Origin of the sequence: Nocardia thailandica NBRC 100428 (genome assembly GCF_000308795.1) — a bacterium.
Lineage (GTDB): Bacteria > Actinomycetota > Actinomycetes > Mycobacteriales > Mycobacteriaceae > Nocardia > Nocardia thailandica.
In genome coordinates, this window is sequence record NZ_BAGK01000081.1 from 1 (window position 1) to 26,635 (window position 26,635).

At 72.8% G+C, this 26,635-nt stretch carries 26 protein-coding genes; 10 read left to right on the plus strand and 16 right to left on the minus strand.

Going from position 1 to position 26,635, the window contains the following annotated elements; genetic code table 11:
- The 3 genes from ON36_RS08660 to ON36_RS08670 all read left to right on the plus strand — a co-directional run.
- Positions 1 to 831 (plus strand): vWA domain-containing protein (locus tag ON36_RS08660; protein WP_043650106.1); only part of this gene is annotated, 831 nt, incomplete at its 5' end.
- Between the two features lie 28 nt (positions 832 to 859).
- A complete protein-coding gene (locus ON36_RS08665) occupies positions 860 to 3,268 on the plus strand; it encodes a cation-translocating P-type ATPase (RefSeq protein ID WP_043650109.1) in 2,409 nt (802 codons plus the stop codon).
- Positions 3,269 to 3,353: 85 nt separating this feature from the next.
- Positions 3,354 to 4,175 (plus strand): PhzF family phenazine biosynthesis protein, encoded by an 822-nt coding sequence (locus tag ON36_RS08670; protein ID WP_043650112.1) that lies wholly within the window; start codon positions 3,354 to 3,356, stop codon positions 4,173 to 4,175.
- 7 nt (positions 4,176 to 4,182) lie between these two features.
- On the opposite strand, the gene ON36_RS08675 is transcribed toward ON36_RS08670, so the two are convergent.
- Genes ON36_RS08675 through lspA form a run of 3 tightly spaced genes read right to left on the minus strand, consistent with a single transcriptional unit; the run spans position 4,183 to position 6,540 of the window.
- Positions 4,183 to 4,980, minus strand: a complete 798-nt coding sequence (locus ON36_RS08675) for a hypothetical protein (RefSeq protein WP_245558010.1) — start codon at positions 4,978 to 4,980, stop codon at positions 4,183 to 4,185.
- Positions 4,973 to 5,899: an RluA family pseudouridine synthase gene (locus tag ON36_RS08680; protein WP_043650115.1), complete on the minus strand. Its 927-nt coding sequence runs from the start codon at positions 5,897 to 5,899 to the stop codon at positions 4,973 to 4,975. The genes ON36_RS08675 and ON36_RS08680 overlap by 8 nt, the downstream gene beginning before the upstream one ends.
- Positions 5,896 to 6,540, minus strand: coding sequence for a signal peptidase II (gene lspA / locus ON36_RS08685; protein ID WP_052313779.1), 645 nt, complete (start codon positions 6,538 to 6,540; stop codon positions 5,896 to 5,898). The genes ON36_RS08680 and lspA overlap by 4 nt, the downstream gene beginning before the upstream one ends.
- 58 nt (positions 6,541 to 6,598) lie before the next feature.
- Here lspA and ON36_RS08690 point away from each other — a divergent pair, with 58 nt between their 5' ends.
- From ON36_RS08690 to ON36_RS08700, 3 genes are all read left to right on the plus strand, one after another.
- Positions 6,599 to 7,543: a hypothetical protein gene (locus tag ON36_RS08690; protein ID WP_373281786.1), complete on the plus strand. Its 945-nt coding sequence runs from the start codon at positions 6,599 to 6,601 to the stop codon at positions 7,541 to 7,543.
- Positions 7,540 to 8,259, plus strand: coding sequence for a hypothetical protein (locus tag ON36_RS08695; RefSeq protein ID WP_373281784.1), 720 nt, complete (start codon positions 7,540 to 7,542; stop codon positions 8,257 to 8,259). Before ON36_RS08690 ends, ON36_RS08695 begins: the two co-directional genes overlap by 4 nt.
- A gap of 73 nt (positions 8,260 to 8,332) precedes the next feature.
- Positions 8,333 to 8,791, plus strand: a complete 459-nt coding sequence (locus ON36_RS08700) for a VOC family protein (RefSeq protein ID WP_043650124.1) — start codon at positions 8,333 to 8,335, stop codon at positions 8,789 to 8,791.
- A 15-nt stretch (positions 8,792 to 8,806) separates the two neighbouring features.
- Here ON36_RS08700 and ON36_RS08705 read toward each other — a convergent pair whose 3' ends face one another.
- The gene (locus tag ON36_RS08705) at positions 8,807 to 9,652 is read right to left on the minus strand and encodes an LLM class F420-dependent oxidoreductase (RefSeq protein ID WP_043650127.1); all 846 of its coding nucleotides are present in this window, start codon (positions 9,650 to 9,652) and stop codon (positions 8,807 to 8,809) included.
- A 185-nt stretch (positions 9,653 to 9,837) separates the two neighbouring features.
- Here ON36_RS08705 and ON36_RS08710 point away from each other — a divergent pair, with 185 nt between their 5' ends.
- Both ON36_RS08710 and ON36_RS08715 read left to right on the plus strand, forming a co-directional pair.
- Positions 9,838 to 10,464 (plus strand): AF_1327 family membrane protein, encoded by a 627-nt coding sequence (locus ON36_RS08710; RefSeq protein WP_043650130.1) that lies wholly within the window; start codon positions 9,838 to 9,840, stop codon positions 10,462 to 10,464.
- 20 nt (positions 10,465 to 10,484) lie between these two features.
- Positions 10,485 to 11,984: a hypothetical protein gene (locus ON36_RS08715; RefSeq protein ID WP_157224822.1), complete on the plus strand. Its 1,500-nt coding sequence runs from the start codon at positions 10,485 to 10,487 to the stop codon at positions 11,982 to 11,984.
- 42 nt (positions 11,985 to 12,026) lie between these two features.
- Here ON36_RS08715 and ON36_RS08720 read toward each other — a convergent pair whose 3' ends face one another.
- Both ON36_RS08720 and ON36_RS08725 read right to left on the minus strand, forming a co-directional pair.
- A complete protein-coding gene (locus tag ON36_RS08720; RefSeq protein ID WP_083885005.1) occupies positions 12,027 to 12,440 on the minus strand; it encodes a QcrA and Rieske domain-containing protein in 414 nt (137 codons plus the stop codon).
- A 112-nt stretch (positions 12,441 to 12,552) separates the two neighbouring features.
- Positions 12,553 to 13,179: an LON peptidase substrate-binding domain-containing protein gene (locus tag ON36_RS08725; RefSeq protein WP_245558015.1), complete on the minus strand. Its 627-nt coding sequence runs from the start codon at positions 13,177 to 13,179 to the stop codon at positions 12,553 to 12,555.
- Positions 13,180 to 13,438: 259 nt separating this feature from the next.
- Here ON36_RS08725 and ON36_RS08730 point away from each other — a divergent pair, with 259 nt between their 5' ends.
- The gene (locus tag ON36_RS08730) at positions 13,439 to 13,645 is read left to right on the plus strand and encodes a hypothetical protein (protein WP_043650132.1); all 207 of its coding nucleotides are present in this window, start codon (positions 13,439 to 13,441) and stop codon (positions 13,643 to 13,645) included.
- 30 nt (positions 13,646 to 13,675) lie between these two features.
- Here the strand turns inward: ON36_RS08730 and ON36_RS08735 are convergent, their stop codons facing one another.
- Positions 13,676 to 14,047: a hypothetical protein gene (locus ON36_RS08735; RefSeq protein ID WP_043650135.1), complete on the minus strand. Its 372-nt coding sequence runs from the start codon at positions 14,045 to 14,047 to the stop codon at positions 13,676 to 13,678.
- Between the two features lie 119 nt (positions 14,048 to 14,166).
- Here ON36_RS08735 and ON36_RS36565 point away from each other — a divergent pair, with 119 nt between their 5' ends.
- Positions 14,167 to 15,279 (plus strand): hypothetical protein, encoded by a 1,113-nt coding sequence (locus ON36_RS36565; RefSeq protein WP_157224823.1) that lies wholly within the window; start codon positions 14,167 to 14,169, stop codon positions 15,277 to 15,279.
- 105 nt (positions 15,280 to 15,384) lie between these two features.
- Here ON36_RS36565 and ON36_RS08750 read toward each other — a convergent pair whose 3' ends face one another.
- The 9 genes from ON36_RS08750 to ON36_RS08790 all read right to left on the minus strand — a co-directional run bounded on the left by ON36_RS08750 (position 15,385) and on the right by ON36_RS08790 (position 26,476).
- A complete protein-coding gene (locus tag ON36_RS08750) occupies positions 15,385 to 16,533 on the minus strand; it encodes an LLM class flavin-dependent oxidoreductase (protein ID WP_043650140.1) in 1,149 nt (382 codons plus the stop codon).
- Positions 16,534 to 16,543: 10 nt separating this feature from the next.
- Positions 16,544 to 17,749 (minus strand): SfnB family sulfur acquisition oxidoreductase, encoded by a 1,206-nt coding sequence (locus ON36_RS08755; protein WP_043650156.1) that lies wholly within the window; start codon positions 17,747 to 17,749, stop codon positions 16,544 to 16,546.
- Positions 17,750 to 17,780: 31 nt separating this feature from the next.
- The gene (sfnG, locus tag ON36_RS08760; protein WP_373281785.1) at positions 17,781 to 18,929 is read right to left on the minus strand and encodes a dimethylsulfone monooxygenase SfnG; all 1,149 of its coding nucleotides are present in this window, start codon (positions 18,927 to 18,929) and stop codon (positions 17,781 to 17,783) included.
- A gap of 254 nt (positions 18,930 to 19,183) precedes the next feature.
- Positions 19,184 to 20,095 carry a LysR family transcriptional regulator gene (locus tag ON36_RS08765; RefSeq protein ID WP_043650141.1) on the minus strand — a complete coding sequence of 304 codons (912 nt, stop codon included), beginning with the start codon at positions 20,093 to 20,095 and terminating at the stop codon, positions 19,184 to 19,186.
- Between the two features lie 101 nt (positions 20,096 to 20,196).
- Positions 20,197 to 22,140, minus strand: a complete 1,944-nt coding sequence (gene acs / locus ON36_RS08770) for an acetate--CoA ligase (RefSeq protein WP_083885007.1) — start codon at positions 22,138 to 22,140, stop codon at positions 20,197 to 20,199.
- 70 nt (positions 22,141 to 22,210) lie between these two features.
- Complete coding sequence (locus tag ON36_RS08775; protein ID WP_043650143.1) at positions 22,211 to 23,845, minus strand: monocarboxylic acid transporter; 1,635 nt, start codon at positions 23,843 to 23,845, stop codon at positions 22,211 to 22,213.
- Positions 23,842 to 24,198 (minus strand): DUF485 domain-containing protein, encoded by a 357-nt coding sequence (locus tag ON36_RS08780; RefSeq protein WP_043650144.1) that lies wholly within the window; start codon positions 24,196 to 24,198, stop codon positions 23,842 to 23,844. The genes ON36_RS08775 and ON36_RS08780 overlap by 4 nt, the downstream gene beginning before the upstream one ends.
- Before the next feature lie 136 nt (positions 24,199 to 24,334).
- Positions 24,335 to 26,083 carry a sodium/solute symporter gene (locus ON36_RS08785; protein ID WP_043650145.1) on the minus strand — a complete coding sequence of 583 codons (1,749 nt, stop codon included), beginning with the start codon at positions 26,081 to 26,083 and terminating at the stop codon, positions 24,335 to 24,337.
- 27 nt (positions 26,084 to 26,110) lie between these two features.
- On the minus strand, positions 26,111 to 26,476 hold the full coding sequence (locus tag ON36_RS08790; RefSeq protein ID WP_043650146.1) for a membrane protein: 366 nt from the start codon (positions 26,474 to 26,476) through the stop codon (positions 26,111 to 26,113).
- Positions 26,477 to 26,635: the final 159 nt, after the last annotated feature.

Here is a 26,635-nt window from a genome sequence, read left to right on the forward strand (position 1 = left end):
GTGACGCCGCAGGCGCTCGGCCTGGAGGCGGGCAGGACGATGGAGGAGTACCTGCGCGAGTTCCGCCTCGGCCACGTCGGCCGCCTGGCCTGGCTCGACTGCGGCAGCGGCGCGGACGGCCTCGACCGGCCGTGGGACCTCGGACCCGACGGCGCCGACGGGCTCAGCGACCAGGAGTGCGACGCCGTCCGGTTCCGGGTGGCCCAGGGCATCAGCGGCCGCCCCGGCGACGCGCCACGGGCGTGGCGGCGCTGGGCCGAGGAGGCCCTGCACCCGCCGCAGCCGTGGCGCACGCTGCTGGCCGCGGCGGTCCGCGCCGCCGCCACGGCCGCGGGCGCCGGCGGCGACTACACCTATCGCAGGCCCGCGCGGCGCGCGCCCGCCCTGCCCGGTGCCGTCCTGCCGAGCCTGCGCCGCACCCCGCCCCGGGTCGGCGTCGTCGTCGACACCTCCGCCTCGGTCAGCGACACCGAACTGGGCAGCGCCCTGCTCGAGGTCGCCGCCATCACCGCCGCGGTCGGCGGCCGCCGCGATCTCGTCACCGTGTTCTCCTGCGACGCGGCGGCCCGCATCGCGGTCCCGCTGTGCCGGGGCGAGGGGATCGCGCTGATCGGCGGCGGCGGCACCGACCTGCGCGCCGGCTTCGCCCGCGCGCTGCGCCTGCGCCCCGACGTGGTGGTCGTGCTGACCGACGGCCAGACGCCGTGGCCGGTCGGCGCCCCGCCGTGCCGCGCCGTCGTCGGGTTGTTCCGCCGCCCGTGGGGCGGCCGCGACGACGACTACGTGCCCGACCCGCCACCGGCCTGGGCGCACGTGGTCGAGATCGGGTGACCGGCGCCCGCTCCCGTACTCTTTGGCCATGTCCACAACCGTGCAGGAGCCCGCCGCGACCGGGCTCACCGCCGCACAGGTCGAGCAGCGCCGCCGCGACGGGCTGACCAACGACGTGCCCGCCCGGGCGAGCCGGTCGGTACGGGACATCGTCCGCGCGAACGTCTTCACCCGGATCAACGCGATCCTCGGCGTGCTGTTCGTGCTGGTGATGTCGACCGGGTCGATCATCGACGGCATGTTCGGCCTGCTGATCGTCGCCAACAGCGCGGTCGGCATCATCCAGGAGGTGCGCGCCAAGCGCACGCTGGACAAGCTGGCCATCGTCAGCCAGGCCAAGCCCACGGTGCGCCGCGACGGCGTCGCCACGCAGGTGAGCCCCGGCGAGGTGGTGCTCGACGACCTGATCGAGCTGGGCCCGGGCGATCAGATCGTGGTCGACGGCGAGGTCTCGGAGGCGTCCGCGCTCGAGGTCGACGAGTCCCTGCTGACCGGTGAGGCCGATCCGATCGACAAGGGTGTCGGCGCGCCGGTCATGTCGGGCAGCTACGTGGTCGCCGGGTCGGGCGCGTACCGGGCGACCAAGGTCGGCGCGGACGCCTACGCCGCGAAGCTGGCCGAGGAGGCCAGCAAGTTCACGCTGGTGCACTCGGAACTGCGCTCGGGCATCGACAAGATCCTCAAGTTCATCACCTATCTGCTGATCCCGGCCGGCCTGCTGTCGATCTACAACCAGCTGGTCGCGAGCAAGGAGCCGTGGCGGGAGGCGGTCACCGGCATGGTCGCCGCGCTGGTGCCGATGGTGCCCGAGGGCCTGGTCCTGATGACCTCGATCGCGTTCGCCGTCGGCGTGGTCCGCCTCGGGAGGCGCAACTGCCTCGTGCAGGAACTGCCCGCGATCGAGGGCCTGGCCCGCGTGGACGTCGTGTGCGCCGACAAGACCGGCACGCTCACCGAGAACGGCATGCGGCTGTCGTCGATCGAGCCGCTCGGTGATGCCGGGGAGGACGCGGTGCGCCGCGCGCTGTCGGCCCTGGCCCACGACGACCCCCGCCCCAACGCCAGCGTCCAGGCCATCGCCGAGGCGCTGCCCGACGCCCCGGGCTGGACCCAGTCCGCGGTCGCGCCCTTCTCCTCGGCCAAGAAGTGGAGCGGCGTCTCCTTCGGCGCCGACGGCGACTGGCTCCTCGGCGCGCCGGACGTGCTGCTCGACCCCGCCAGCGACGACGCCCGCCGCGCCGAGGCCCTCGGCGCCGAGGGCCTGCGGGTGCTGCTGCTGGCCCGCAGCGACCGCCCGGTCGACGCCGCCGACGCGCCGGGCACGGTCACCCCGGCCGCGCTGGTCGTGCTCGAGCAGAAGGTGCGACCCGACGCCAAGCACACCCTCGAGTACTTCGCGAGCCAGAAGGTCGCGATCAAGGTGATCTCCGGCGACAACGCGGTCTCCGTCGGCGCGGTCGCCTCCTCCCTCGACCTGCCCGGCGGCGACCACGCGGTCGACGCGCGCGAACTGCCCGACGACCGTGCCGAACTCGCCGACGTCCTCGACGCCGAGACCACCTTCGGCCGCGTCCGCCCCGACCAGAAGCGCGCGATGGTCGGCGCCCTCCAATCGCGCGGGCACACCGTCGCCATGACAGGGGACGGCGTCAACGACGTGCTGGCGCTCAAGGACGCCGACATCGGGGTCGCGATGGGCGCGGGCAGCCCCGCCACCCGCGCGGTGGCGCAGATCGTGTTGCTGGACAACAAGTTCGCCACCCTGCCGTACGTGGTGGGCGAGGGCCGCCGGGTCATCGGCAACATCGAACGGGTCTCGAACCTGTTCCTCACCAAGACCGTCTACTCGGTGCTGCTGGCCTTCCTGGTCGGGCTGGCCGGCGTCGGGTCGCAGATCTTCGGCTACGACCCGATCGGGTATCCGTTCCTGCCCCGGCACGTCACCATCGCCGCCTGGTTCACCATCGGCATCCCCGCCTTCATCCTGTCGCTGGCGCCGAACAACGAACGCGCCCGCACCGGGTTCGTCGGCCGGGTCATGCGCCTCGCGGTGCCGTCGGGCGTGGTCATCGGCGTCGCGACCTTCGTCGCCTACCTGATCGCCTACGCCGGGCCGGAGGCCACCGAGACCCAGCGGATCCAGGCGGGCACCACGGCCCTGATCACCCTGATCATGATCGCGGTGTGGGTCCTCGCGCTGGTCGCGCGGCCGTACGTGTGGTGGAAGGTCGTGCTCATCGGCGCCTCGGTGCTGGCCTATGTCGCGCTGTTCACCATCCCGTTCACCCGCGAGTTCTTCAAGCTGGACCCGTCGAATCCGCGACTGACCGCGGCCGCGTTCGTGTGCGGGGCGGTGGGCATCGTGCTGGTCGAACTGGCGTGGCGGTTCAGCGGCGCGCTGCACGGCAAATTCGCGCCGGAGGTCGGCGCGCAGTAGCCGCGCGGCCCTGCCGCTGCCCGGGCGCTGCCTCGAGAACCCTTGCGCCCGGCGATGTTTCGATCGTGGAGTACCTTTGCCGGTTATGGAGGTCTTGCTGCACCAGATCGACGCGTTCGCCGACGCACCGTTCTCGGGCAACCCGGCGGCGGTCATGCCGCTGCCGTCCTGGCTGCCCGACACCCTGCTGCAACAGCTCGCCGAGGAGAACAACCTCGCCGAGACGGCGTTCTACACCTCCGCGTTACCCGTGGAGGCGGGCGACCCACCCGGGGAGTGGCCCGCGGTGCACCTGCGCTGGTTCACGCCCGAGGTCGAGGTCGACCTGTGCGGCCACGCCACCCTGGCCACCGCCGCGCAGGTCCTGACCGACCTGCATCCCGGACACGACCGGATCAGCTGCTTCACCCGTTCGGGCTGGCTGCACGTGGACCGCACCGACGACGACGAGTACGTCCTCGACCTGCCCGCCCTCGCCTCGGTGGAGATCCCCGCCGACCCGGCGCTGACCGCCGCGCTCGGCGTCACCGCGCTGCGCGCGTGGACCGGCCAGGACGAGGTGCTGCTGCTCGGCAGCGAGGCCGAGGTCCGGGCCGCCACACCGGATTTCGGCGCCTTCCCGAAACTGTCGCGCGGGGTGGTCGTCACCGCGCCCGGCGAGCACTGCGACTTCGTCTCCCGCTTCTTCGCCCCCGGCGTCGGCATCGACGAGGACCCGGTGACCGGTTCGGCCCACGCCCAGCTCACCCCGCTGTGGAGCCGCGAACTCGCCCGCACCGAACTGACCGCCCGCCAGCTGTCGCGCCGTGGCGGCACCCTGCGCGCCGAACTCGCCGGCGACCGCGTCCTGCTCTTCGGCCGCTGCCGCCGCTACCTCGACGGCGTGGTCACGCTGCCCGACGACTGAGGCGGGGTCACTCGGCCGGGACCGGGCCGTCGTCGGGGGTGGGGGAGACCACGTCGGTGGTTCCCGGGAGCAGGGGGGCGACGGCGAAGCGGCCCGCGATCGCGTCGGCGGGCAGGGCCTGGACCGAGCGCACGCCGGGCCGGTCGGCCAGGGCGCGCAGCTCGGGCAGGGTCCCGCGCACGATCAGGCCGACGGTGCACGCGCAGCCCGCGCGCAGGCGGTTGGTCACCACCCGCGCGACGGCGGCGGTGCGCTCGTCCCGGGTCGGCTGCACGGCGAGCAGGTTCGCCGCGTCCTGCGGCGCGCGCATCGCCACCGCGTCGCCCGCGGGCGTGGCGACGGTGATCACCGGGGTCTGCACCCGGTCGATGGCCACGTACTCGACCACCCCCGCGATCCGCAGCCCGCCGCTGTACTCGGGGATCTGCGCGGGGGTGATCGGCTCGTCGAACGACACCAGCGCCCAGTGCGGGTCGGTGTCGGTGCCCTGCAGCGAATCCTGCGCCTGCGCCAGGTATTCGGTGACCTGCTGGCCCGGCAGCGGGCCGAGCCGGTCGGTGGAGACCGCCGAGGACGGCTTGGGCTGGGTGATTCCCAGCACGACCACCGTCACCGCGATCACGACGGCCACCGCGACGAGGATCAGGTTGCGCGCGGTGTGTCGCGGCGCGCCCTCGTCGGCCCCGGCCACGTCCGCCGGTGTCCCGCCCGCCGGGGTGGCGTCGGCGCGCCCGGCGGGCGATTCCGCGTCCGGCCGCACCGGGTGCTCCGGTGCGGGATCGGCCGAACGCGGCGCGTCAGGCATCGCGTAGGACGTCCAGGGCGTGGGACAGGTCGGCGGGGTACTCGCTGACGATCTCGATCCAGCGCCCGTCGGCCGGATGATGGAAGCCCAGCTGGCGCGCGTGCAGCCACTGCCGCTCCAGCCCGAGCCGCTTGGCCAGGGTCGGGTCGGCGCCGTAGGTGAGGTCGCCCGCGCAGGGGTGGCGGACCGCGGAGAAGTGCACGCGGATCTGATGGGTGCGGCCGGTCTCGAGATGGATGTCGAGCAGCGAGGCCGCCTGGAAGGCCTCGATGGTGTCGTAGTGCGTGATGGAGGGCCTGCCGTCGGCGGTCACGGCGAACTTCCAGTCGTTGCCGCGCGCGCGGCCGATCGGCGCGTCGATGGTGCCGCTGCTCGGATCCGGATGGCCCTGCACGAGCGCATGGTACTGCTTGTCGACCGTGCGCTGTTTGAAGGCGCGCTTGAGCATCGTGTAAGCGTGTTCGGACTGTGCCACGACCATCACGCCGGAGGTGCCGACGTCGAGGCGGTGCACGATGCCCTGGCGTTCGTGGGCGCCGGAGGTCGAGATCCGGTAGCCCATGGCGGCCAGCCCGCCGACGACGGTCGGCCCGGTCCAGCCGACGCCGGTGTGGGCGGCCACACCGACCGGCTTGTCCACGGCGACGATGTCGTCGTCGGCGTAGAGGATCTTCATCCCCTCGACCGGCGTCGCCTCCACGGTGAGTTCCCGCTTCGGTTCGGGGAAGATCACTTCCAGCCAGGCGCCCGCGGTGAGCCGGTCGGACTTGCCCGCCGCGATCCCGTCGAGCTGCACCGAGCCCTCCTCGGCCAGCGCGGCCACCGCGGTGCGCGACAACCCGAGCAGCCGGGCGAGGCCGGCGTCGACCCGCATCCCGTCCAGCCCGTCGGGCACGGGCATGGTCCTGGTCTCCCTCACGCGGTCTCCTCCCCGGTGGTCGAGGTCGTTGTGGTGTGGTGGTGCTTGCGCCCGGTGCGGGTGCCGTCGGGCTCGAACCCGAACACGGTCAGGGTGACCAGCAGGATCGCCCCGCACACGATGGCCGAGTCGGCCACGTTGAACACCGGCCACCAGCCGATGGCGACGAAGTCGACGACGTGGCCCTGCAGCGGTCCCGGCGCGCGGAAGAGGCGGTCGACCAGGTTGCCCAACGCGCCGCCGAGCACGAGGCCGAGGCCGAGCGCCCACCACAGCGAGCGCAGGGTCGAGCCGATGCGGATGACGCCGATCACCACCGCGGCCGCGATCAGGGTCAGCAGCCAGGTCATGCCGGTCGCCATCGAGAACGCCGCGCCCGGATTACGGATCAGGGTGAGCCTGCCGAAATCGCTCAGGAAGTACACGGGTTCGCTCGGGGTCAGGTAGGCCACGGCCAGGCACTTGGTCAGCAGGTCGAGCCCGAACAGCACCGCGGCGACGGCCAGCAGGGTGGTGAGCCGCCGTCTGCCTCCCTGTGCTTCGGTCGGCTCGTGCGCGGTCGCGTCGGCGTCCGGTGTCCCGGCGTCGGAGTCCGGGGCGTCGGCGTGGTCGGTGGGCCGGTCTTCACTCACGGGGTCCATCGTTCCACGTGTCAGCTGTTCCTCAGGAAGCGGTCGTACTCTGATCGCTGTGACGGAGTTGTCTGGTTATCGCTTACCCCGCTTCGCGCGCCCCGGGGTGTTGGTCGTGGCGCTCGTGCTGGGTCTGGCGACCTTCGGCGCCGGGTGCGCCGACCGGTCGGCCACGGCAGCCGATCCGGGGGCCGAGAGCACCGAACCGCTCGGCATCGGCAAGGAGGTCACGGTCCCGATCGCGGCGACGGTGACGACCCTGGTCTCGCCGGGGGAGGACCCGCGCGAACTGCTGCGCACCGCCTATCCGGCGGGCACCGTCCAGCAGGTCACCCTGCAGACCGCCTATCACATCCAGCAGCAGATCAACACCGAACCGCTGCGCGACTTCTCGCCGCCCGCGCTCACCATCCCGATGACCGCCACGGCGGGCGCCACCGATGTCGACGTGACCGTGGGCGACGTCACCAGCCCCGACCCGGCGATGAGCAAGGCGGTCAGCCAGGCCGACGGCTCGCACGCGGGGCTGGCGATGAGCGAGCTCGGCGCGATCACCGAACTGCGCCTGGCCCCGGCCCCCGATACGCCGAACTCCGCGCGGGCCGCGCTGGAGCAGGCGTTCTATCAGGCGGTGTACCGCTCGATCGCCTTCCCCGACGCGCCGATCGGCATCGGCGCGGTGTGGACGGTGCGCCAGGAGATCACCGGCGGGGTCGCCCTCGACCAGGTCACCACGGCCACGCTGATCTCCCGCGACGGCAACCGGCTCACCATCGGCCTGCAGGTCGGCCAGACGCCGAAGAACAAGGTCTGGGCGCTGCCCAACGACGCGGGCAGCCTCGACATCACCGACTACGAGATGAGCGGCGCGGGCACCATCACCGTCGACCTCGGCCTGCCGCTGCCGGTGTCGGGGAGCATCGAGGTCGGTGGGCACCAGGCCTACTACGACCCGCGCAGCGCGTCCACGGTGATGCAGAACCAGTCGACGCGGGTGACATGGACCGAGTGACGCGCGCCGTCGGCGCCGCGCTGGCGGGCTGCGCCGTGCTCGGCGTGAGCGCCTGCGGCGCCGACGAGGACACCGACACTCCCGCCCCGCCGCCCGCGCCGCCCGCGCTCGGCGCGGCCGTCCCCGCCGCCCCTGGTGTCGGCGTGTCGATCCCCGACTCGGCCCTGCTCGCCGCCGGCCTGCTCGGGACGACGGACCTGCCCAGCGATTTCACCGCGCTGCCGCCGCGGACCGGCTCCTCGGTCGCCTCGGGCGCCGAGGTCGCCCCGACCACGCCCGCCGAGTGCGCGAAGATCCTGGTCCCGCTCGCCGCGCAGTACCCGGGCAGCACCGCCGCCGCGCAGGCCACCTACGCGGGCCCGGACTTCTCCAGCATCGACATCGACGCGGCCGCCTACCCCGACGCCGCGCTGGCGCCGGCGTTCGCGAGCTTCCAGGCGCTCGTGTCGCGCTGCGCGAGCTATTCCGGCGCCGACGGGACCGGCATCCACATCGAGTACCGCGCGGGCGCGCTGCCGCAGCCGCCCGCGGGCGACGCGAGCACGGCCTTCCAGGTGAACACGAGCAGCGAAGGGCTGACGCTGTATTCGGCGGTGTCGCTGGTGCAGGTGGGCAACACGCTGGTGCAGATCGCGGTGACCGCGCCGAGCGCGGTCGAACCCGGCGTGCTCACCGACGTCACCGCCGCGCAGGTCCGCAAGCTGCGCGGCGAGTGAGCCGGGCCTTCGTGTCGGTGGCCGGGTCTAGGCTCGCCGGTGTCCGACAACCACCTCGACCGGAGGCTCCGCGATGTCTGATGTCTCGCCCGTTCCCGAGGGCTACCCCCGCCTGAGCCCGTCGCTGTCGATCGACGGCGCCGCGGCGGCGATCGATTTCTACGTCTCCGTGCTCGGCGCGACCGAGCGCTTCCGCATGCCCGGCCCCGACGGCAAGGTCGCCCACGCCGAGCTGGCGTTCGGCGAGTCGCTGGTGATGCTCGGCGACGCCGTCCCCGATATCGGCTACCTCGATCCGCGGGCCGTGGGCGGCACCGCGGTCACCCTGCACGTCTACGTGCCCGACGCGGACGCGACGTTCTCCGCCGCACTGGCCGCGGGCGCGCGGGAGGTCAGCCCGGTCACCGACCAGTTCTACGGTGACCGGTCGGGCACCTTCGAGGACCCGTGGGGGCACCGCTGGACCGTCTCCACCCACGTCGAGGACGTCTCGGAGGAGGAGATGAACCGGCGCATGGCCGAGCTGTTCTGACCGCGCCGACCGGTCTCAGCCGAGGCCGAGCTTGCCGCCGAGGCGGGCGATGTAGCCGAGCACGTCCTCGGCGGGCCGGTCGGGCAGGCCCCAGACCGCTTCGGTGACCCCCGCGTCCGCCCAGCTCTCCAGCTGTCCGGCGTCGTGGCGTCCCGCGAGCGCGATGACGCGCGGGGTGCCCTCGCGCCCGTGCTCGGCCCAGACGCGGTGCAGCAGGGCGATCTTGTCGTCCAGGCCGTCCTCGGTGGGGGTGGTGATCCAGCCGTCGGCGTGGCGCGCGAGCCAGCCGAAGGTCTTCTCCGTGCCGCCCGCGCCGAGCAGCACGGGCACCGAGCGCCGCACCGGCTTGGGCCAGGACCAGCTCGGCCCGAACTTCACGAACTCCCCGGCGAATTCGGCCTCGTCCTCGGCCCAGATGGCGCGCATGGCGTCGAGGTGCTCGCGCAGTACCGCGCGGCGCCGGTTGGGCGGAACGCCGTGGTCGGCGAGTTCGTCGGTGTTCCAGCCGAATCCGACACCCAGCTCCACCCGGCCACCGGAGAGGTGGTCGAGCGAGGCGATGGTCTTGGCCAGCGTGATCGGGTGGTGCTCGGCGGGCAGGGCGACCGCGGTGGACAGCGTGATCCGCTCGGTCACCGCGGCGACGCCGGCCAGCGCGACCCACGGGTCGAGGGTGCGCAGGTAGCGGTCGTCGGGCAGTGAGGAGTCGCCGGTGCTCGGGTGCGCGGCGGCGCGCACCACCGGGATGTGGGTGTGTTCGGGGACGTAGAACGCGTCGAACCCCGCCGCTTCGGCCGCCCGGGCCGCGTCGACCGGGGTGATCCCGCGGTCGCTGGTGAACAACACGATTCCGTGCCGCATGGCACACCTCCCACTCGAACCCGAGAAACTAGAACAAGTTCTACACGAGATCGGCGGGCCTGTGAACCACCTGTCGACTGGGCAATTGTCCAGATTTCGCGCCCGGCCCGGCTTCGATACGCATTGACAGTCACTGTTCATATGTAATACTCGCCTGGCTGTTCGGCTGGGAGAGGACCTGATTCGTGACCGACAACGCCCGCGCGGCGCTGGAACTACTCCGCGACGCGAGCCAATTCAAGTGGTATGTGATCCCGCTGCTCCTGCTGGTGATCTACGTCTATGCCGTGGAGGTCGAGCGGCGGAACTGGAATGTGTTCTTCGCCGGCCTGGCGCTGTGGGGCATGGACTGGTTCAACGAGATCTGGAACGCGGTGGTCTTCCATCTGAGCGACCGCGCCCCGGTGTGGGGCGCGGTGGGACCGACCTCGTACCAGATCCTCATCGGCCTGAACATCGAGATCTGCTTCATGTTCGCGATCATGGGCGTCGCGGCGGCGAAGATGCTGCCGCCGAAGGAGACTCGGGTCTTCGGCTTGCCGAACCGGCCGGTGCTGATCGCCGTCGACGCCGCCGCCGCGGTCGGCGTCGAGATCCTGCTGAACCGGGCGGGCGTGCTGACCTGGGACTGGTCCTGGTGGCGGCCGGGGTTCCCGTTCCTCATCTGGCTGATCGGGTACGTGCCGTTCTTCGCCGCCTGCTTCTTCGTGCACGACCTGGCGACCGTGCGGGCCAAGGCCGTCGCCGTCGGCGCGATCGTCGGCGTCGACGTGCTCGCGCTCGCCGGTTTCGGCGCGGCGGGGTGGCTGTGAGGCGGGCGCGGGCGGACCGCGTGGCCGCCGCCCTCGCCGCCGCCGGGCTCGTCCTCGCCTGCGTCGCGGCGGCGCCGGTGGCGGGCGCCGATCCGGGCTGCGTGCTCGTCGGCACGGTCGGCACGCCCGAGCCCGCCGCCGACGACACCGACACCGGCCTCGACGCCTTCGCCCCGGCCACGGTCGAGCTGCCCGCCGTCGTCGACTTCCGCGGCACCACCGCCTCGTTCAACCGGCGCTGGGCCTTCGCGACGCGCGACGGCGCGGTCTTCGTCAAACCCGCCGCGGCGCAGGGCGGCTGGCGCGAGGTCGCGCTGCCCGGCTGCCTCGCGGGCCGCGTCGCGGGGATCTCCGCCGACGACGACGAGGTCGTGGTCGTCGACCGCGACGGCCGCTTCTTCACCCTGGACCGGGCGCTGAGCGCCCCGCGCGACTGGAACTGGAGCACCCGCTACGGCACCCCGCTGTGGACCGGCCCGGGCAACGCCCTGCCCGCGGACACCCTGACCTGGTCGTGGTCGGTGCTCTCGCCCGGCGAGGACCACGTCTGGACCGACACCGCGGGCAACGCCCATCCCGTGGGCGGCGCGAAGGTCTCCCACGTCTTCGCCCTCACCGACGGCGGGCGACGCATCCGCTACATCGACCCGTGGCTGCCGGTGGACCACAGCTACGAGATGTCCACGCCGCTCGGCGGCCGCTTCCAGGCGGTCGCGCTGTCGACGAGCGCCTCCACCACGCTGATCACCGACCGGTTCGGCGACCTCTACACCCGCCTCTACGACTTCGACATCTCCGGCGCCGACAAGGTCTTCTTCCGCTACTCCTACGACGACCAGCGCGGGCTGCCCGAGGCGCCCGACATGCTCGCCGAACGCGTCGACCCGCGCTACGCCGCGATCCAGCTGCCCGCGCCGGGCTGGGTGCGCCAGCCGAAGATTCCCGGGGAGATCACCGACCGGCTCTCGATCCACCGCACCGGTCCCGGCTCGGACGCCCGCGTTCTGCGCGTCGAGGGCCGTCACGGCGGCCGCACCGGCTACTGGACCAAGACGCTCACCGCCCCCGCGTGGGACTTCGTCGCCACCGACCGTCCCCTGGCGGGGGCCGCCCTGGAGAACTCGCCCGCCGACCGCTCCGCCGACACCCTCGCGCCGCCCTCGCCCTTCGACTACGCGGGCGCCTCGCCGCAGGGCATCCGGATGCGGGTCGGCGCCTTCGACGCGGCGGTCACCCCGACCCCGCTGATCCTCGACTTCCCCGACGGCGGCCACGTCGAGCTGATCCTGCACACCGTCGACGGCCTCCGCCAGACGCCGCGGGCCGCCGGGATCACCGACCAGGTCCGGCAGTTCGACGGGACGATCGAGGCACCCGCCGACCCGGCGGCCCAGCCCGCCTCGGTGCGCGAGTTCCTGAACGGCGCGCTCGGCGGGCGCCGGTTCACCGACACGGCGGTCGAGGTCACCGACACGGGGCTGCGCATCGTCGGCCTGGACACCACGCTGGCGCGCCGCTGACCGCCGCGGGTCCGGCCCCGGTCGGCCGGACCCGCGGGGACGTCAGCCCGCGACGACCGAATCGCCGCTGACCCGAACGGGTTTCGTCTTCAGCGGCGCCTGGGCGGGCCCGGCCACGACGCGCCCGTCGAGGCCGAACCGGCTCCCGTGACACGGGCAGATCACCTCCCCGTTCGCCACCCTGGCGACCTTGCACCCCGCATGCGTGCAGACGGTGTCGAGCCCGACGAACTGCCCCGCGGCCGGCTGCGTCACCACGGTGTCCCCGACGATCACCCCGCCCCCGACCGGGACCTCCGCCGTCTTCACCAGCGCGTCCCCGGGCTGCGCCGCCTGCGTGGACTCCGCCGACCCGCCGCCCGAGGAACACCCCGCCACGGCGAGGGCCGCCACCGCCGCCACCCCGGCCGCCCCCACCACGACCTGCCTGCGATCCACCGTCAGTTCGCTGTCCATCTGTCTCTCCGCTCACGTCTCGAGGCCGGACCCGTCGTCACGCCGCTCCCTGTCACACAACGATGCTCTGCCCGCGACGGTTCAGCGCGCGCGGGTAGCCACCGGATCGGTCTCACAGCAGGCGGAAGCGGAGCGTGGCGATGACGTCGTCCAGGGCGTCGGTCAGGCCCTGCAGCCGGACGAGGGGATCGGGGGCGGCCAGCGCGTCGTGCCGGTCGGCGGCGCCGATCGGGAGGCGGTCGGCGACGGCGAAGGACCGGGCGCTGGGGTCGGCGGGGAGCTTGTCGAGGTCCGGGGTGGGCGGGGTGCGCCGGATGCCCGCCTTCCGGGTCAACTCGGTGGTGAGCGAGCGGACCGTCGTGAGGCGCTCGCGCAGTCCGGCCAGCAGGGCGCTGTCGTCGCCGCCGACGCCGTCCGGCCACCACTCGATCTCGGCGCGGGGATAGGGGTCGTCGGGCAGCCAGCGCAGCACCCGGAAGCGTTCGCCGCCGACCGCGCGGATCCGGAACTGCCTGCCCGGCAGGTCGATCACCTCGGTGACCCGGGCGGTCACCCCGATGTCGGTGCGCACGTCCCCGCCGCCGACCTCGTGGCCGCGGGCGATGAGCACCACCCCGAACTCCGGATCGCGCTCGGCGGTGAGCAGATCGTCGATCATCGCGGCATAGCGCGGCTCGAACACCTTCAGCGCCAGGGTCTCCCCGGGCATCAGCACCGCACCGAGCGGGAACATCGCCATCTCCACCCCCACAGCATGCCCGGTGCCCGGCCCCCGGGCGATCACCCGCCCCGGAGATTCGGCACCCCGCACCGCGCCGAGGACCGCGGATCGGTGCCACCGGCGGCTCGAATCGTTCGGGGACCCGCGCCGGAGCGACGGCCGTCGGGGTGGTCTGTGTCGGTCGGATCGGTGTGGTGATCATCGGCGAGGTGACCGTCGGCGTTGGTCGGCGTGCCGGCGGGTGGGCACAGCCGGAGCGGTAGGCGGCGATGCCGGCGTGTTCCGTGTCCTGACCGACGGCGACCTCGGTGTGGTCCGTTCCGTCACCGACCGCGACCTCGGGGGAGCGGTGACCGTCGGCGGCGTGACGACCGTCGGCGCGGTCGGTATCCGAGGCGTGGTGGGCGGGGTGGGCGGCAGCGACGTCGGCCCGGTGGTCGACGAGGCGGTTGGGACGGTAGGTGCGGCTTCGGCGGATCGGTGACCGACGAGGTGATGGCCAGGTGTGCGGCGGTCATCTCGCGGCGGGAGCGGGCGTGGTGACAGGCGGCGAAGTCGGCGTGGTGACCGAGGATGCGGTCGGGGTGGTCATGGCCGGTGTGGCCGGCTCGGTGGCGGCCGGTGTGGTGACGTCGCCCGCCCGCGGGTCGGCGACGACGGTCTCGGCCAGGCCCAGCGCGCCACGCAGCACGGTGTGGTCGGTGTGATGACCGATGGCGTCGTCGGTGTGGTGAGAGGTGGGGTCGGCGGAGCGGTGGGTGACGGCGTGGTTGCTGCCGTGGTCCTCGACGGCGACGCGGGGCCGGTGACGGGCGGGGTGGTCGCCGAGATGACAGGCGGGGAGAACAGCGCGGTGACCGCCGGTGGCGTCGGGGTGGTGATCCACGGCGAATTCGCCGGGGTGACCGGCGGCTTGGTCGGCGTGGTGACCGGAGGAGCGGTCGGTGTGGTGATTCTCGGCGGGGTCACGGTGGTGGCCGGAGGAAGGGTGGGGTCGCAGGTGGCGTGGTCGGGGTGGTGCGCAGTGGCGTGGTGGCTGGCGGCGCGGTTGGTGTGGTGATTGGTGGCGTGGTCACTGTGGTGACCGGCGGCGTGGTGGTGGCCTGGGTAGTGCGTGGCGGCGTGGTGATCGGCGGTGCAGTCGGTGTGGTGATTGGTGGCGTGGTGGCTGTGGTGACCGGCGGCGGTGTGGTGACGGGGGTGGTGCGTGGTGGCGTGGTGACTGGCGGTGCGGTCGGTGTGGTGATTGGTGGCGTGGTGGCTGTGGTGTCCGGCGGCGGTGTGGTGACGGGGGTGGTGCGTGGTGGCGTGGTGACTGGCGGTGCCGTCGGTGTGGTGATCGGTGGCGTGGTCGGTGTGGTGACCGACGGCGTGGTTGCGGTGACCGGCGACGTCGAGGTGGTGGCGGGTGGGATGGTCGTCGTGGCGGTCGGCGACGTCGGTGTAGTTGTCGGAGGTGTGGTGGTCGGTGGCGTCGGCGTGACGACCGTCGGGGTGGTCGTCAGCGGCGTGGTCGGTTCCGTGGCGGCGCCGGTACCCGTGGGTGGCGGCGGGTCGATGGTGCCGGGGGCCGAGGTGGGGGCGGGAGGCGTCGTGTCCGGCGTGGTGGTGACCTCGCTGGGTGTGGTCTCCGCCGGGGGCGCCGTGGTCTCGGTGGTGGTCGGTGTCTCCGGGGCCGTGGTGTCCGGGACGGGGGAAGGCGTTGCGTCCGAGGGGTTCTCGGGCGGACCCGACTCGTCCGCGAGTGGCGCGGGCTGCGGGTCTCCGGGAACCATCGGAGCGGGCGGCGTGTCCGGAGCGGTCGGCGGGGTGGCGTCGCGTGTCGCCAGCGAGCCCGCGACGAGGGAGGGGTCCTCGGTGTGCGGCGGCTGCTCCACCAGCGCCGGGCCGGGGGAGTGGGTGAGGCCGTGGTCGGCGGGCTCACCGGGGGACCGGACGCAGGCGGCGAGCAGAACGGACGCGGTGACGAGCACGGCGAGGACGAGTGATCCCCGGCGCGCCGGAGAGACCGAGACGGGGTGGTCCGTAGGTGTGCGCACGGCAGGCTCCCAGAGTCGGCGGAGCCCGGCTGCCCGCTCCGGCGAAACGGTCGGGCTCCGGCGGGCTCCAGGAGGGTAGCCCGCCGGTGTGCCGCACCGGATCGGTTCGAAATCGCCTGGGGCGCAGTGTGGTCTATCGAGACGGAATCGAAACAGTAATGCTTCGGATTTCGCCGTTTCGTGGTCAGTGCGCGAACGGAATGGCCGCGGCGGGCGCCTCCGTGAGATCGGCCGGGTGGCGCCACAGGCCCCGGCGGCGCAGCAGCGGCAGCACGCCCTCGCCGAACCAGTACGCCTCCTCCAGGTGCGGGTGCCCGGAGAGCACGAACTCCTCGATGCCCAGCGCGTGGTACTCGGCGATCCGGTCGGCGACCTCGCTGTGGCTGCCGACCAGCGCCGTGCCCGCGCCGCCGCGCACGAGCCCGACGCCCGCCCACAGGTTCGGGGCGACCTCGAGGGAGGCGGTGCTGCCCTCGTGCAGGGCCCGCATCCGCCGCTGACCCTCGGACCCGCTGCGGGACAGGCCCTGCTGCACGGCCGCGATGGTCGCCGGATCGAGGGCCGAGAGCAGCCGTTCGGCCTCGGCCCACGCCTGCTCGGCGGTGTCGCGGCTGATCACGTGCAGCCGGATACCGAAGCGCGGCGCGGGCCGGCCCGCCGCGGCGGCCTCGGCCCGGATCCAGTCCAGCTTGGCGGCCACGGCGGCGGGCGGCTCGCCCCAGGTGAGATAGACGTCGACGTGCCGGGCGGCGACCCCGCCCGCCGCGGGCGACGAGCCACCGAAGTAGATGTCGGGCACGGGGTGCGGCAGCCGGTCGAGGGCGGCGTCGACCACGTGGATGTGCTTGCCCGCCAGCGTCACCCGTTCGCCGCGCCACAGGCGCCGCACCACGGTGAGGAACTCGTCGGTGCGCTCGTAGCGTTCGTCCTTGCCGAGGTGGTCGCCGTAGGCGCGCTGCTCGTGGTCCTCGCCGCCGGTGACGACGTTGAGCAGCAGCCTGCCCTCGGTGTGCCGCTGATAGGTGGCGGCCATCTGAGCGGCCAGGGTCGGGGAGACCAGCCCGGGCCGGAACGCCACGAGGAACTTCAGCCGCTCGGACTCGCGGGCGAGTACGGCGGTGGTCAGCCAGGCGTCCTCGCACCAGGCGCCTGTGGGCGTCAGCGCCGCCTCGAAGCCGAGTTGTTCGGCGGCGCGGGCGATCTGGGACAGATAGCCGATGCCCGCGGGCCGGTCCCCGCCCGCGGCGGTGACGGCGGTGCCGTGCCCGCCGCCGACCAGGTAGCGGCTGTCGCCGTAGGTGGGCAGGAACCAGTGGAAGCGCAGCGGGGCCATGGGGCTCCTTTCAGAGGACACCGTGCCGGGGCGGCGGGGTGCCGGTGAGCAGGTAGCGGCCGATGTGCTGGAACTTCCAGCGCACCGGGTCGTGCAGGGTGTGGGTGCGCGCGTTGCGCCAATGCCGGTGCAGGTTCAGCGAATCCAGGGCCGAGCGGGTGCCGCCCAGCTCGAACAGCGCGTTGGTGACCTCCAGCGCCGCGCGGTCGGCTGCGGCCTTGGCGACCGCGACGGCCACCGAGGCCGCCGCGGCGCTGTCGTCGTCGAGCGCGTTCGCGGCCGTGTCGACGGTGCGGGCCGCCTCGCCCAGCAGCGCCTCGGCGGCCCGCACGGCGACCTCGAGCTCGCCGAACCGCTGCACGGTGAGCGGATCCTCGGTCGCGTGCTCGACGCCCGCCTCGAACCACGGCCGGGCCGTGGTCCGGACGAACTCGGCCGCCTCCCCGAGCGCGCCGCGGGCGATGCCCGTGTCGATCGCGGCGTGCAATATCTGCGCCCGCGCGCCGTAGAGCTGCGGGCCGTCGAAGGTCTGATGGTGCGGCAGCACGTGTTCGGCGGGCACCCGCACGCCGGACAGCTCGACCGACCCGCTGGCGGTGATCCGCTGGCCCATGCCGTCCCAGTCGTCGACGACGGTCACACCGGCCGCGTCGCGCGGCACGTAGGCCACCACGAGGCGGTCCCCGTCGTCCTTGGCGAGCACCGGTATCCAGTGCGCGAAGTAGGCGCCGGTGGCGTAGTGCTTGAGCCCGTCAAGCACGAAACCGCCGTCGGGTCGCGCGCGCAGCCGGGTGCGGTAGTCCTGCACGTGCTTGGTGCCCGCCTCGGACTGGGCGTTGCCGAAGCGCTTGCCCGCCAGCACCTCCCCGAAGAAGTACCGCTGCTGCTCGGGGGTGCCGGTCCGGCGCAGCGCCTCGACGTAGACGAAGTGGCTGTGCGGGATCTGCGCGAGCCCCGGGTCGGCGGCGGCCAATAGCCGGAAGACGGTCACCACGGTCTCGGTCGGCACGTCGGCCCCGCCGAACTCGCGCGGCACGCTGATCGCGAGCAGGCCGGAGTCCGAGAGCTGATCGAGCTCGGCGACGGGCAGGACGCGGTGGGCGTCGCGTTCGGCGGCGCCCGCGGCGAACGCGGCGGCCAGGCGGGCCGCCACGTCCACCGCCTCGTCCGGGCCGGTGAGGACCGCGGCGCGGGGCCGGGAGTCGAACTCTGTCACCGGGACCACCCCGGGTTGGGCAGGCCGCGCATCACGCCGGTCCCGTGCCCGCCGCGACGCCCGCGCCCGCGGGCAGCTCGGCCTCGAGCGCGCGCACGATCGGCAGCACGTGCTTGCCGAAGTACTCGACCTCCTCGTGGTAGTGCAGGAAGCCGAGCAGCAGCAGGTTCACGCCGCGCTTCTTGTATTCCACGATGCGGCGCGCGATCTGCTCGGGCGTGCCGATCAGCTTGCTGCGGAACCCGTCGTTGTACTGGACCAGGTCCTCGAAGCTCGAGTCGGCCCACATGCCGCGCTTGTCGCCGGTCGAGCCGCCCGCCTGCCGCACGGCGTCGCGGAAGCCCTCGACCGCGGTGCGGTCGGCCTTGGCGACGATCTCGCGCAGCGTCTCCTTCGCCTCGGCCTCCGTGTCGCGGGCGATGAGGAAACCGTTGAGCCCGAAGCGGACCGTGCGGTCGTGCTGCGCGGCGGCCGCCCGCACCTCGGTGATCTGTTCGGTGATGCCGTCGAAGTCCTTGCCGTTGCTGAAATACCAGTCCGACACCCGGCCCGCCATCGCGCGGGCGGCGGTGGAGTTGCCGCCCTGGAAGATCTCGGGATGCGGACGGCCCTCGGCGGTCAGCGGTTTGGGCTTGAGGTCGAACCCGCGCAGGCGGTAGAAGTCGCCGGCGAACTGCGCGTCGTCCTCGGTCCAGCTCTTGCGGAGCACCCGGATGAACTCCTCGGCGCGGCGGTAGCGTTCGTCGTGTTCGAGCCACGGCTCGCCGAGCGCGGTGAATTCGCCCTTGAACCAGCCGCTGACCACGTTCACAGCGGCGCGGCCGCCGGAGACGTGATCGACGGTGGCCAGCAGCTTGGCCAGCACGGCGGGCTGCCACAGGCCGGGATGCACCGCCGCGATCACCTTCAGCCGCTCGGTCGCCAGCAGCAGCGCCAGGCTGAAACTGGTGGATTCGTGCTGGTAGGCGGCGCCGTAGCTGGCCATGTAGCGGACCTGGGTCAGCGCGTACTCGAAGCCGTTGTTCTCGGCGAGCACCGCGAGCTTCGTGTTGTACTCGTAGCTCCAGTCGGTGCGCTGCTCGATGTCGCTGACGACGAGGCCGCCACTCACATTGGGCACCCAGTAGGCGAATTTCAGGGGTTCGGCGGCCAGGGTCTCGGGATCGATCGGTGCGGGCACGGCGGGTCTCCATCGTGTCGGAAGGAAAGAGGTCGGGGGTTTCCGGCAGCGGCCGGGACACGGGAGGGGCGACAGGACTGGCCCGCGGTGCGCAGGAAGTCGAGGTGCCGACGCCTGCTGAACACCCAGCGCCGCGCGAACGGATCGCGGTGCGGCGGCGGGAGGGAAGGCATGTCCCCGACTCTACGAACGGGAGGAAACCGCTGTCCAACAGGCATTTTCGAGGCCACGATAGGGTTTCCCTGCCACCGTGCTCAGGCCGCGCCCGCGGCCAGCGAACCGGCCCGGCGCACCAGCGCGTCGAACAGCGCGCTCGCCGCACGGGGCGGGGCGGTGGCCCGGCGCCGCTGCGCGACGAGGAACACGTCACAGGTCTCCTGGGCCAGCGGCCGCCAGGTGAGCACCCCGCGTTCGACCAGGGGGTCGCCCAGCACGCTGTAGTCGGGCAGCACGGTCGAACCGAGGCCGTTGGCGACCATGACCTTGCCCATCTCGGCGCCGTCGGTGGAGTAGGAGAACACCGGGTTCCGCCCGTTCAGCAGCCGGTGCACGTAGCGGTGCATGACGTACCCCGAGCGCATGACGATGAGCGGTTCGGTGAGCAGGTCGTCGATGGTCACCACCGCCCGCCGGGCCAGCGGGCTGTCGGGGCGCAGGCACACGATGGGGCGGCCGGCGAGCAGTTCGGTGGCGGTGAACTCCGGGGTGAGGTCGTCGCCGCGCAGGTAGTTGACCAGGCCGATGTCGAGGCTGCCCTCGCGCAGCGCGGTGTGGATCTCGGCCTGCTGGGCGTCGATCACCTCGACCTGGGTCTGGGGATGACGCACCCGGAACTCGCGGATCGCGGGAATGACGAGGGCGACGGTGGCCGCGTTGACGGTGCCGACGCGCACCATCCGGCTGCTCCGGTGCTGGGCGTCGGCGGCCCGCCTGAGCCCGTCGACGGCCTCGAGGACCTGGGCGATGTGCGGCAGCAGTTCGCGGCCCTGATCGCTGATCCGCGCCCCGGACCGGCGCCGGTCGAGCAGCTCGACGCCCAGTTCGCGTTCCAGGTTGCGCAGGGTCTCGCTGAGCGCGGGCTGGGAGACGTGCAGTTCCTCGGCCACCCGGCGCAGCGAACCGAGCCGGGTGACCGCCTGGACGTATTCGAGCTGCTCGATCCGCATCGTGGTTCCCTCTCCGCCGCGCCCCCGCATCGAGTGTGGTGACGGGGCCGCGGCCGCGAGAGGGTTTCGCTCAGGCAGAGTCGAGGAACGCCGAGGTCACCTCAGCCGCGGGCGATGGCCTCGAACACGGTCGGGTCGACCAGGGTGGAGGTGTCGCCGAGTTCGCGGCCCTCGGCGACGTCGCGCAGCAGCCTGCGCATGATCTTGCCGCTGCGGGTCTTGGGCAGCTCCGGCACGAGATGGATCTCGCGCGGCTTGGCGATCGGGCTGATCTCCAGCGACACCGCCGCCCTGAGTTCGGCGACGAGATCGGGTCCCGGTCGTGCGTCCCCGGTGAGGATGACGAAGGCGACGATGCCCTGCCCGGTCGTCTCGTCGGAGGCGCCGACGACGGCCGCCTCGGCCACCACCGGGTGCCCGACGAGCGCCGACTCGACCTCGGCGGTGGAGATGCGGTGGCCGGAGACGTTCATGACGTCGTCGACGCGGCCGAGCACCCAGAGGTCGCCGTCGGCGTCGTATTTGGCGCCGTCGCCCGCGAAGTACCAACCCTGCTCGGCGAACCGGGCCCAGTAGGTCTCCCGGAACCGGTCCGTGTCGCCCCAGATGCCGCGCAGCATCGACGGCCACGGCTCGGTGAGCACCAGCAGGCCCGAGTCGCCCGCGGCCAGCGGCGTGCCCTCGTCGTCGACGATCTCGGCGCAGATGCCGGGCAGTGGCGCCATGGCGGCGCCGGGCTTGGCGGCGGTGACGCCGGGCAGGGGCGAGATCATGATGGCGCCGGTCTCGGTCTGCCACCAGGTGTCGACGATCGGCGTCCGGTCGCCGCCGATCACCTCCCTGTACCAGCGCCACGCCTCGGGATTGATCGGCTCGCCCACGCTGCCCAGCAGCCGGATGCTGGACAGGTCGTGGGCGTCGGGGATCTCACGGCCCCATTTCATGAACGTGCGCACCAGCGTCGGAGCCGTGTAGTAGATGGTGACGCCGTATTTCTCGATGATCTCGAAGTGGCGGTGTTCGGTGGGGGAGTTGGGGGTGCCTTCGTAGACGATCTGGGTGGTGCGGTTGGCGAGGGGGCCGTAGACGATGTAGCTGTGGCCGGTGACCCAGCCGATGTCGGCGGTGCACCAGTAGATGTCGGTGCCGGGTTTGTGGTCGAAGACGTTGTGGTGGGTGTAGGCGGTCTGGGTGAGGTAGCCGCCGCTGGTGTGGAGGATGCCTTTGGGTTTCCCGGTGGTGCCGGAGGTGTAGAGGATGAAGAGGGGGTGTTCGGCGGGGAAGGGTCGGGCTTGGTGTTCGGGGGAGGCCTCGGCGACGGTCTCGTGCCACCACAGGTCGCGGCCCTCGGTCCACGCGATGTCGATCCCGGTGCGGCGCACCACCACAACGTGCTCGACCGTCGTCGGGTCGGCGCCGAGCGCCTCGTCGACCGCGGCCTTGAGCGGGGCGGGCCTGCCGCGCCGCCACTGGCCGTCGGTGGTGACGATCAGGCGGGCCTCGGCGTCGTCGACGCGCTGGCGCAGCGCGCTGGGGGAGAAGCCCGCGAAGACCACCGAATGGGTCAGGCCGAGACGCGCGCACGCGAGCATGGTCACGATGGCCTCGGGCACCATCGGCATATACACGGCCACCCGGTCGCCCGCCACCAGGCCGAGGCCGGTGAAGGTGTTGGCGGCCCTCGACACCTCGGCCAGCAGCTCGCGATAGGTGATGTCGCGCGCGTCGCCCGGCTCGCCGACCCAGTGCAGCGCGACCTGGTCGCCGTGCCCGTCGAGGACGTGCCGGTCCAGGCAGTTGTAGGCGACGTTGAGCTCGCCGTCGGCGAACCACTGCGCGACGGGCGCGTCGCTCCAGTCGAGGACCCGGGTGAACGGGGTGTGCCAGTGCAGCCGCCGGGCCTGCTCGGCCCAGAACGCCTCCCGATCGGCGGCCGCCGCGACGGACAGGCTCGCGTCGGCGTTGGCGGCGGCGGTGAACTCCTCCGCGGGCGGATAGCGCACGGGCGCGAGCGGACGGGACGGATCGGCGACGGCACCGGTCACGGGAAACTCCTGACGGTAGAGAGGGGATGTGCCCCGTGCCGGTGCGGGCGGCACCGGCACGGGACGGGATTCAGTGCGAGACGGCCTGTTCCGCGCCGACGCCGGTCAGCGCGCGCACCTCCATCTCGGCGGCCTTGGCCGCGTCGGCCTGCTCCCGGCGGCCACCGGCGAAGGTGCCTGCCACGCCGAGCGCGAACGCCAGCGGGATCGACACGATGCCGGGATTGGACAGCGGGAACCAGTCGAAGTCGGCGCCCGGGATCATCGCGGTCTTGCTGCCCGACACCGCGGGCGAGAACACGATGAGCACGATGGTCGAGATCAGCCCGCCGTACATGCTCCACAGCGCGCCGGTGGTGTTGAACCGCTTCCAGAACAGCGAGTACAGGATGGTCGGCAGGTTGGCCGCCGCGGCGACCGCGAACGCCAGCGCCACCAGGAACGCGATGTTCTGGCCGTTGGCCAGGATGCCGAGGCCGATGGCGAGCAGGCCGATCACCACGGCGGTGATCCGCGAGACCCGCACCTGGCTGGCCTCGTCGGCCTTCCCGCGCTTCAGCACGCTGGCGTAGATGTCGTGGGCGAAGGACGCCGAGGCGGTGATGGTCAGGCCGGCGACGACCGCGAGGATGGTCGCGAAGGCCACCGCGGAGATGACGCCGAGCAGGATCACCCCGCCCAGCTCGTAGGCCAGCAGCGGGGCGGCCGAGTTCTGGCCACCCGCGGCGCCGAGGATGCGGTCGGGGCCGACGATGGCGGCCGCGCCGTACCCGAGCACCAGGGTGAACAGGTAGAAGGCGCCGATCAGGCCGATCGCCCACACCACCGAGCGCCGGGCCTCCTTGGCCGTCGGCACGGTGTAGAAGCGCATGAGCACGTGCGGCAGGCCGGCAGTGCCCAGCACCAGGGCCAGCCCCAGCGACAGGAAGTTCAGCTTGGAGGTCTCCGAGCCGCCGTACTGGGCGCCGGGGGCGAGCACGTCCCGCGCGGCGACCGCCTTGTTCGCCGAGGCCGACACCGAATCCTGTGCGGCGCCGAGGATGTCGGAGAAGGCGAACCCGAACTTCGCCAGCACGAGGAAGGTCATCAGCGCCGCGCCCGAGATCAGCAGCACCGCCTTGATGATCTGCACCCAGGTGGTGCCCTTCATGCCGCCGACGAGCACGTAGACGATCATCAGCAGGCCGACCACCGCGATCACCACGGACTGCCCGGCCTTGGAGGAGATGTCGAGCAGCAGCGCGACCAGGCCGCCCGCGCCCGCCATCTGCGCGAGCAGATAGAACAGCGACACCGTCAGCGTGGTCAGCGCCGCCGCGGTGCGGACCGGACCCTCCTTCAGCCGGAAGCTGAGCACGTCGGCCATGGTGAACTTGCCGGTGTTGCGCAGCATCTCGGCCACCAGCAGCAGCGCGACCAGCCAGGCGACCAGGAAGCCGATGGAATAGAGGAACCCGTCGTAGCCGTAGACGGCGATGGCGCCCGCGATGCCGAGGAAGCTGGCCGCCGACAGGTAGTCACCGGCGATGGCGATGCCGTTCTGCGGCCCCGAGAAGCCGCGCCCGCCGGTGAAATAGTCCGCGGCGCTGGCGTTGTTGCGGCTGGCGCGGATCACCACGACCATGGTGACGCCGACGAACAGCGCGAAGATGGCGATGTTGGCGACCGGGTTGCCCACGGTCGTTCCTGCGGCGAGGACGTTCATGCGCGGCCCTCCTCGAGCTGCTGCCGGATCGCCGCCGCGCGGGGGTCGATCTCACGGTTGGCGAACCGGACGTAGAGGCCGGTGATGACGAAGGTCGACACGAACTGCCCGAGGCCGAGCAGCAGGCCGACGTTGACGTTGCCGAAGACCTTCGTCGCCATGAAGTCGTGCGCGTACGCGCCGAGCAGCACGTAGACCAGGTACCAGATCAGGAACAGGGCGGTCATGGGGAAGATGAAGCGGCGCAGCCGGTTCCGCAGGTCCTGGAACTCGGGACTGGCCTGCACGGCGAGGAATTCCTCGCCGGTCGGCGTGCGCCGGACGGGTGCCTCGTCGGGTGCGGGATCGATCATGGGTGGCGGTCCTCACAGGAGTGGTGCGTTTCGACGACGGTAGGGCGCGCGGCACCCGTCGCGATCGATGTGGCCTCGGTCACTCCGTGAAGGGGCGGATCGGTGCGGTGAGCGGTCGATTCGGCGCGACGAGCGGTCAGGCCGTCAAGCCGCGTTCCCGGTCGGCGCTGCGCACCATGCGTTCCGGCGCGTGCAGCCGCACGAAGATCGAGGACACCTGGCGGGGGTCCGGCCCCCGGGTGACCAGGCTGACCGCGATGGTCACCGCGAAGGCCAGCGGGACGCTCACCGCCGCGGGGTAGTCGAGGATCGCGGCGGGCCAGCCGCCTGCCCAGGTGGCCGACACCCCGCCGAGCACCGACACCACCGTGGCGCCGCCCGCGGCCAGGCCGCCGGTGATCAGCCCGCTCGCCGCGCCCGCGGCGGTCAGCCCCCGCCACCAGATGCCGAGCACCAGCAGCGGGCACAGGGTGGACGCCGCCACCGAGAACGCCAGCGCCACCGTGCGCGACAGGTCGAGGGAGGCCACCGTCGACGCGAGCAGCAGCGGCACCGCGCCCGCGACCGCGGCGGCCGCCCGGAAGTCGCGGATCCGTCCCCGCAGCACGTCGGTGCTGAGCACACCCGCCAGGCTGACCAGCAACCCCGACGACGTCGACAGGAACGCCGCGATCGCCCCGGCCGCCGCCAGCGCCGCCAGCAGCTGCCCGGCGGGGCCGCCCAGGACCGCGCCGGGCAGCAGCACGACCGCCGCGTCGGAGGTGCCGGTGATGAGCAGTTCGGGGACGTAGAGCCGCGCGAAGACGCCGAGCAGGATCGGGAACAGGTAGAACAGGCCGACCAGCGCGATCACCGTCAGCGCGGTGGCGCGCGCCGCGCGGCCGTCGGGGTTGGTGTAGAAGCGGACGAGCACGTGCGGCAGGCCCATGGTGCCGAGGAACGTGGCGACGATGAGCGAGAACACCTGGTACGTCGGGTGATCGCCGCCGAACCCGCCGCCCGGCCGGACCCAGTCGGCGCCGTCGTCGGGCGCCCCCGCGACCACGGGGACGGTCGCGCCCGCGTCGAGGATCAGCCGGGATCGCGCGTCGAGGGTGTGGGCGCCCGGTGCGAGGACGACCGGGCCGTCGACGCTCGCGCCGTCCAGCACCCCGGTGACGGTGACCGGCTGGGCGCGGTCCAGGTGCACGACCACGTCGGTGGTGATGTCGACGGTGGTGCGTTCGGCCACCACCGGCGGCGCCGGGGTGCCGATCGGCTTCTCGTCGCCCAGCCAGTGCGCGGCCAGGACGAGCGCGGGGATCGCGACCGCGGTCAGCTTGAGCCAGTACTGGAAGGCCTGCACCAGCGTGACCGAGCGCATGCCGCCGCCGATCACGTTGCCGATGACGATGCCGCCCACCGCCACCGCGCCCACCCAGGCGGGCACCCCGAGCAGCAGGTGCAGGGTGAGGCCCGCGCCCTGGAACTGCGGGATGAGGTACACCGCGCACACCACGACGACCAGCCCGGCCGCCAGGCGGCGCAACCGGATCGAGCCGAGCCGGAACTCCGCGAAGTCCGGGACGGTGTAGGCGCCCGAGCGCCGCAGCGGGGCCGCCACGAACATGAGCAGACCGAGATAGCCCGCGGTGAAACCCACCGGGTACCACAGCGCGTCCGCCCCGTACTTCGCGATCAGGCCGGCGACGCCGAGAAACGAGGCGGCCGAGAGGTATTCGCCGGAGATGGCGGCCGCGTTCCAACGGGGCCCGACACTGCGCGAGGCCACCAGGAAGTCGGAGGTGGTGCGCGAGAAACGGACCCCGTACACGCCGATGCCGATGGTCGCCACCGCCGCCAGCAGCAGCGCGGCCAGGGTGGCGCCGGGCGCGACGCCGTTCACGGGGTGCGTTCCGGGCGCGGCATCGGCTCAGTCACCCGCCAGATCCAGGAAGTCGTCCTCGTTGCGCTGCGCCAGCCGCACATACAGCCGCCCGACCGCGTACAGCGCGGGGAAGACCGCGAAACCGAGCACCAGCCACGGCACCTGCACCCCGAACACCCGGGTCCGGGCCACCGCGTCGATCCCGAACAGCAGGGGCAGCGCGCCGAGGACCGCCACGGTCACCAGCGCGAGCCGCAGCGCGAGTCCGAGCTGGGCACGGATGAGCCCGCCGATCAGGGCGGCGCCGAGATCGGTCTGCTCGATCACCTCGGTGCGGGTGCGCACCTGCCGGGCGCCGCGCCGCTGGGCGAGGACGACCCGTTCGCGCGCGGGCCGCTGCGGGCCGGTCATCGCGGCCCGCGCCGGTCGCCGGGGCAGGCGGCACGCGGACCGGGCCGCGTGCCGGTGCCCGCGGCGGCCGGCGCGCTCATCGACCGGTCCAGTTCTGACGCGGCCGGTGCACCAACCGCTGCTTGAGCTCGCGCAGGTGACGGCGGCTCACCGGCAGCT

What these genes read in the sequence shown, in the direction of transcription:
- ON36_RS08665 (WP_043650109.1), top strand. Translation starts at nt 860, where the DNA reads ATGTCCACAACCGTGCAGGAGCCCGCCGCGACCGGGCTCACCGCCGCA.
- ON36_RS08765 (WP_043650141.1), bottom strand. Translation starts at nt 20,095, where the DNA reads ATGCGGATCGAGCAGCTCGAATACGTCCAGGCGGTCACCCGGCTCGGT.
- ON36_RS08750 (WP_043650140.1), bottom strand. Translation starts at nt 16,533, where the DNA reads ATGGCCCCGCTGCGCTTCCACTGGTTCCTGCCCACCTACGGCGACAGC.
- ON36_RS08780 (WP_043650144.1), bottom strand. Translation starts at nt 24,198, where the DNA reads ATGATCGATCCCGCACCCGACGAGGCACCCGTCCGGCGCACGCCGACC.
- ON36_RS08705 (WP_043650127.1), bottom strand. Translation starts at nt 9,652, where the DNA reads ATGCGGCACGGAATCGTGTTGTTCACCAGCGACCGCGGGATCACCCCG.
- lspA (WP_052313779.1), bottom strand. Translation starts at nt 6,540, where the DNA reads ATGGACCCCGTGAGTGAAGACCGGCCCACCGACCACGCCGACGCCCCG.
- ON36_RS08700 (WP_043650124.1), top strand. Translation starts at nt 8,333, where the DNA reads ATGTCTGATGTCTCGCCCGTTCCCGAGGGCTACCCCCGCCTGAGCCCG.
- ON36_RS08670 (WP_043650112.1), top strand. Translation starts at nt 3,354, where the DNA reads ATGGAGGTCTTGCTGCACCAGATCGACGCGTTCGCCGACGCACCGTTC.
- ON36_RS08720 (WP_083885005.1), bottom strand. Translation starts at nt 12,440, where the DNA reads ATGGACAGCGAACTGACGGTGGATCGCAGGCAGGTCGTGGTGGGGGCG.
- ON36_RS08725 (WP_245558015.1), bottom strand. Translation starts at nt 13,179, where the DNA reads ATGGCGATGTTCCCGCTCGGTGCGGTGCTGATGCCCGGGGAGACCCTG.
- ON36_RS08790 (WP_043650146.1), bottom strand. Translation starts at nt 26,476, where the DNA reads ATGACCGGCCCGCAGCGGCCCGCGCGCGAACGGGTCGTCCTCGCCCAG.
- ON36_RS08675 (WP_245558010.1), bottom strand. Translation starts at nt 4,980, where the DNA reads ATGCCTGACGCGCCGCGTTCGGCCGATCCCGCACCGGAGCACCCGGTG.
- ON36_RS08775 (WP_043650143.1), bottom strand. Translation starts at nt 23,845, where the DNA reads ATGAACGTCCTCGCCGCAGGAACGACCGTGGGCAACCCGGTCGCCAAC.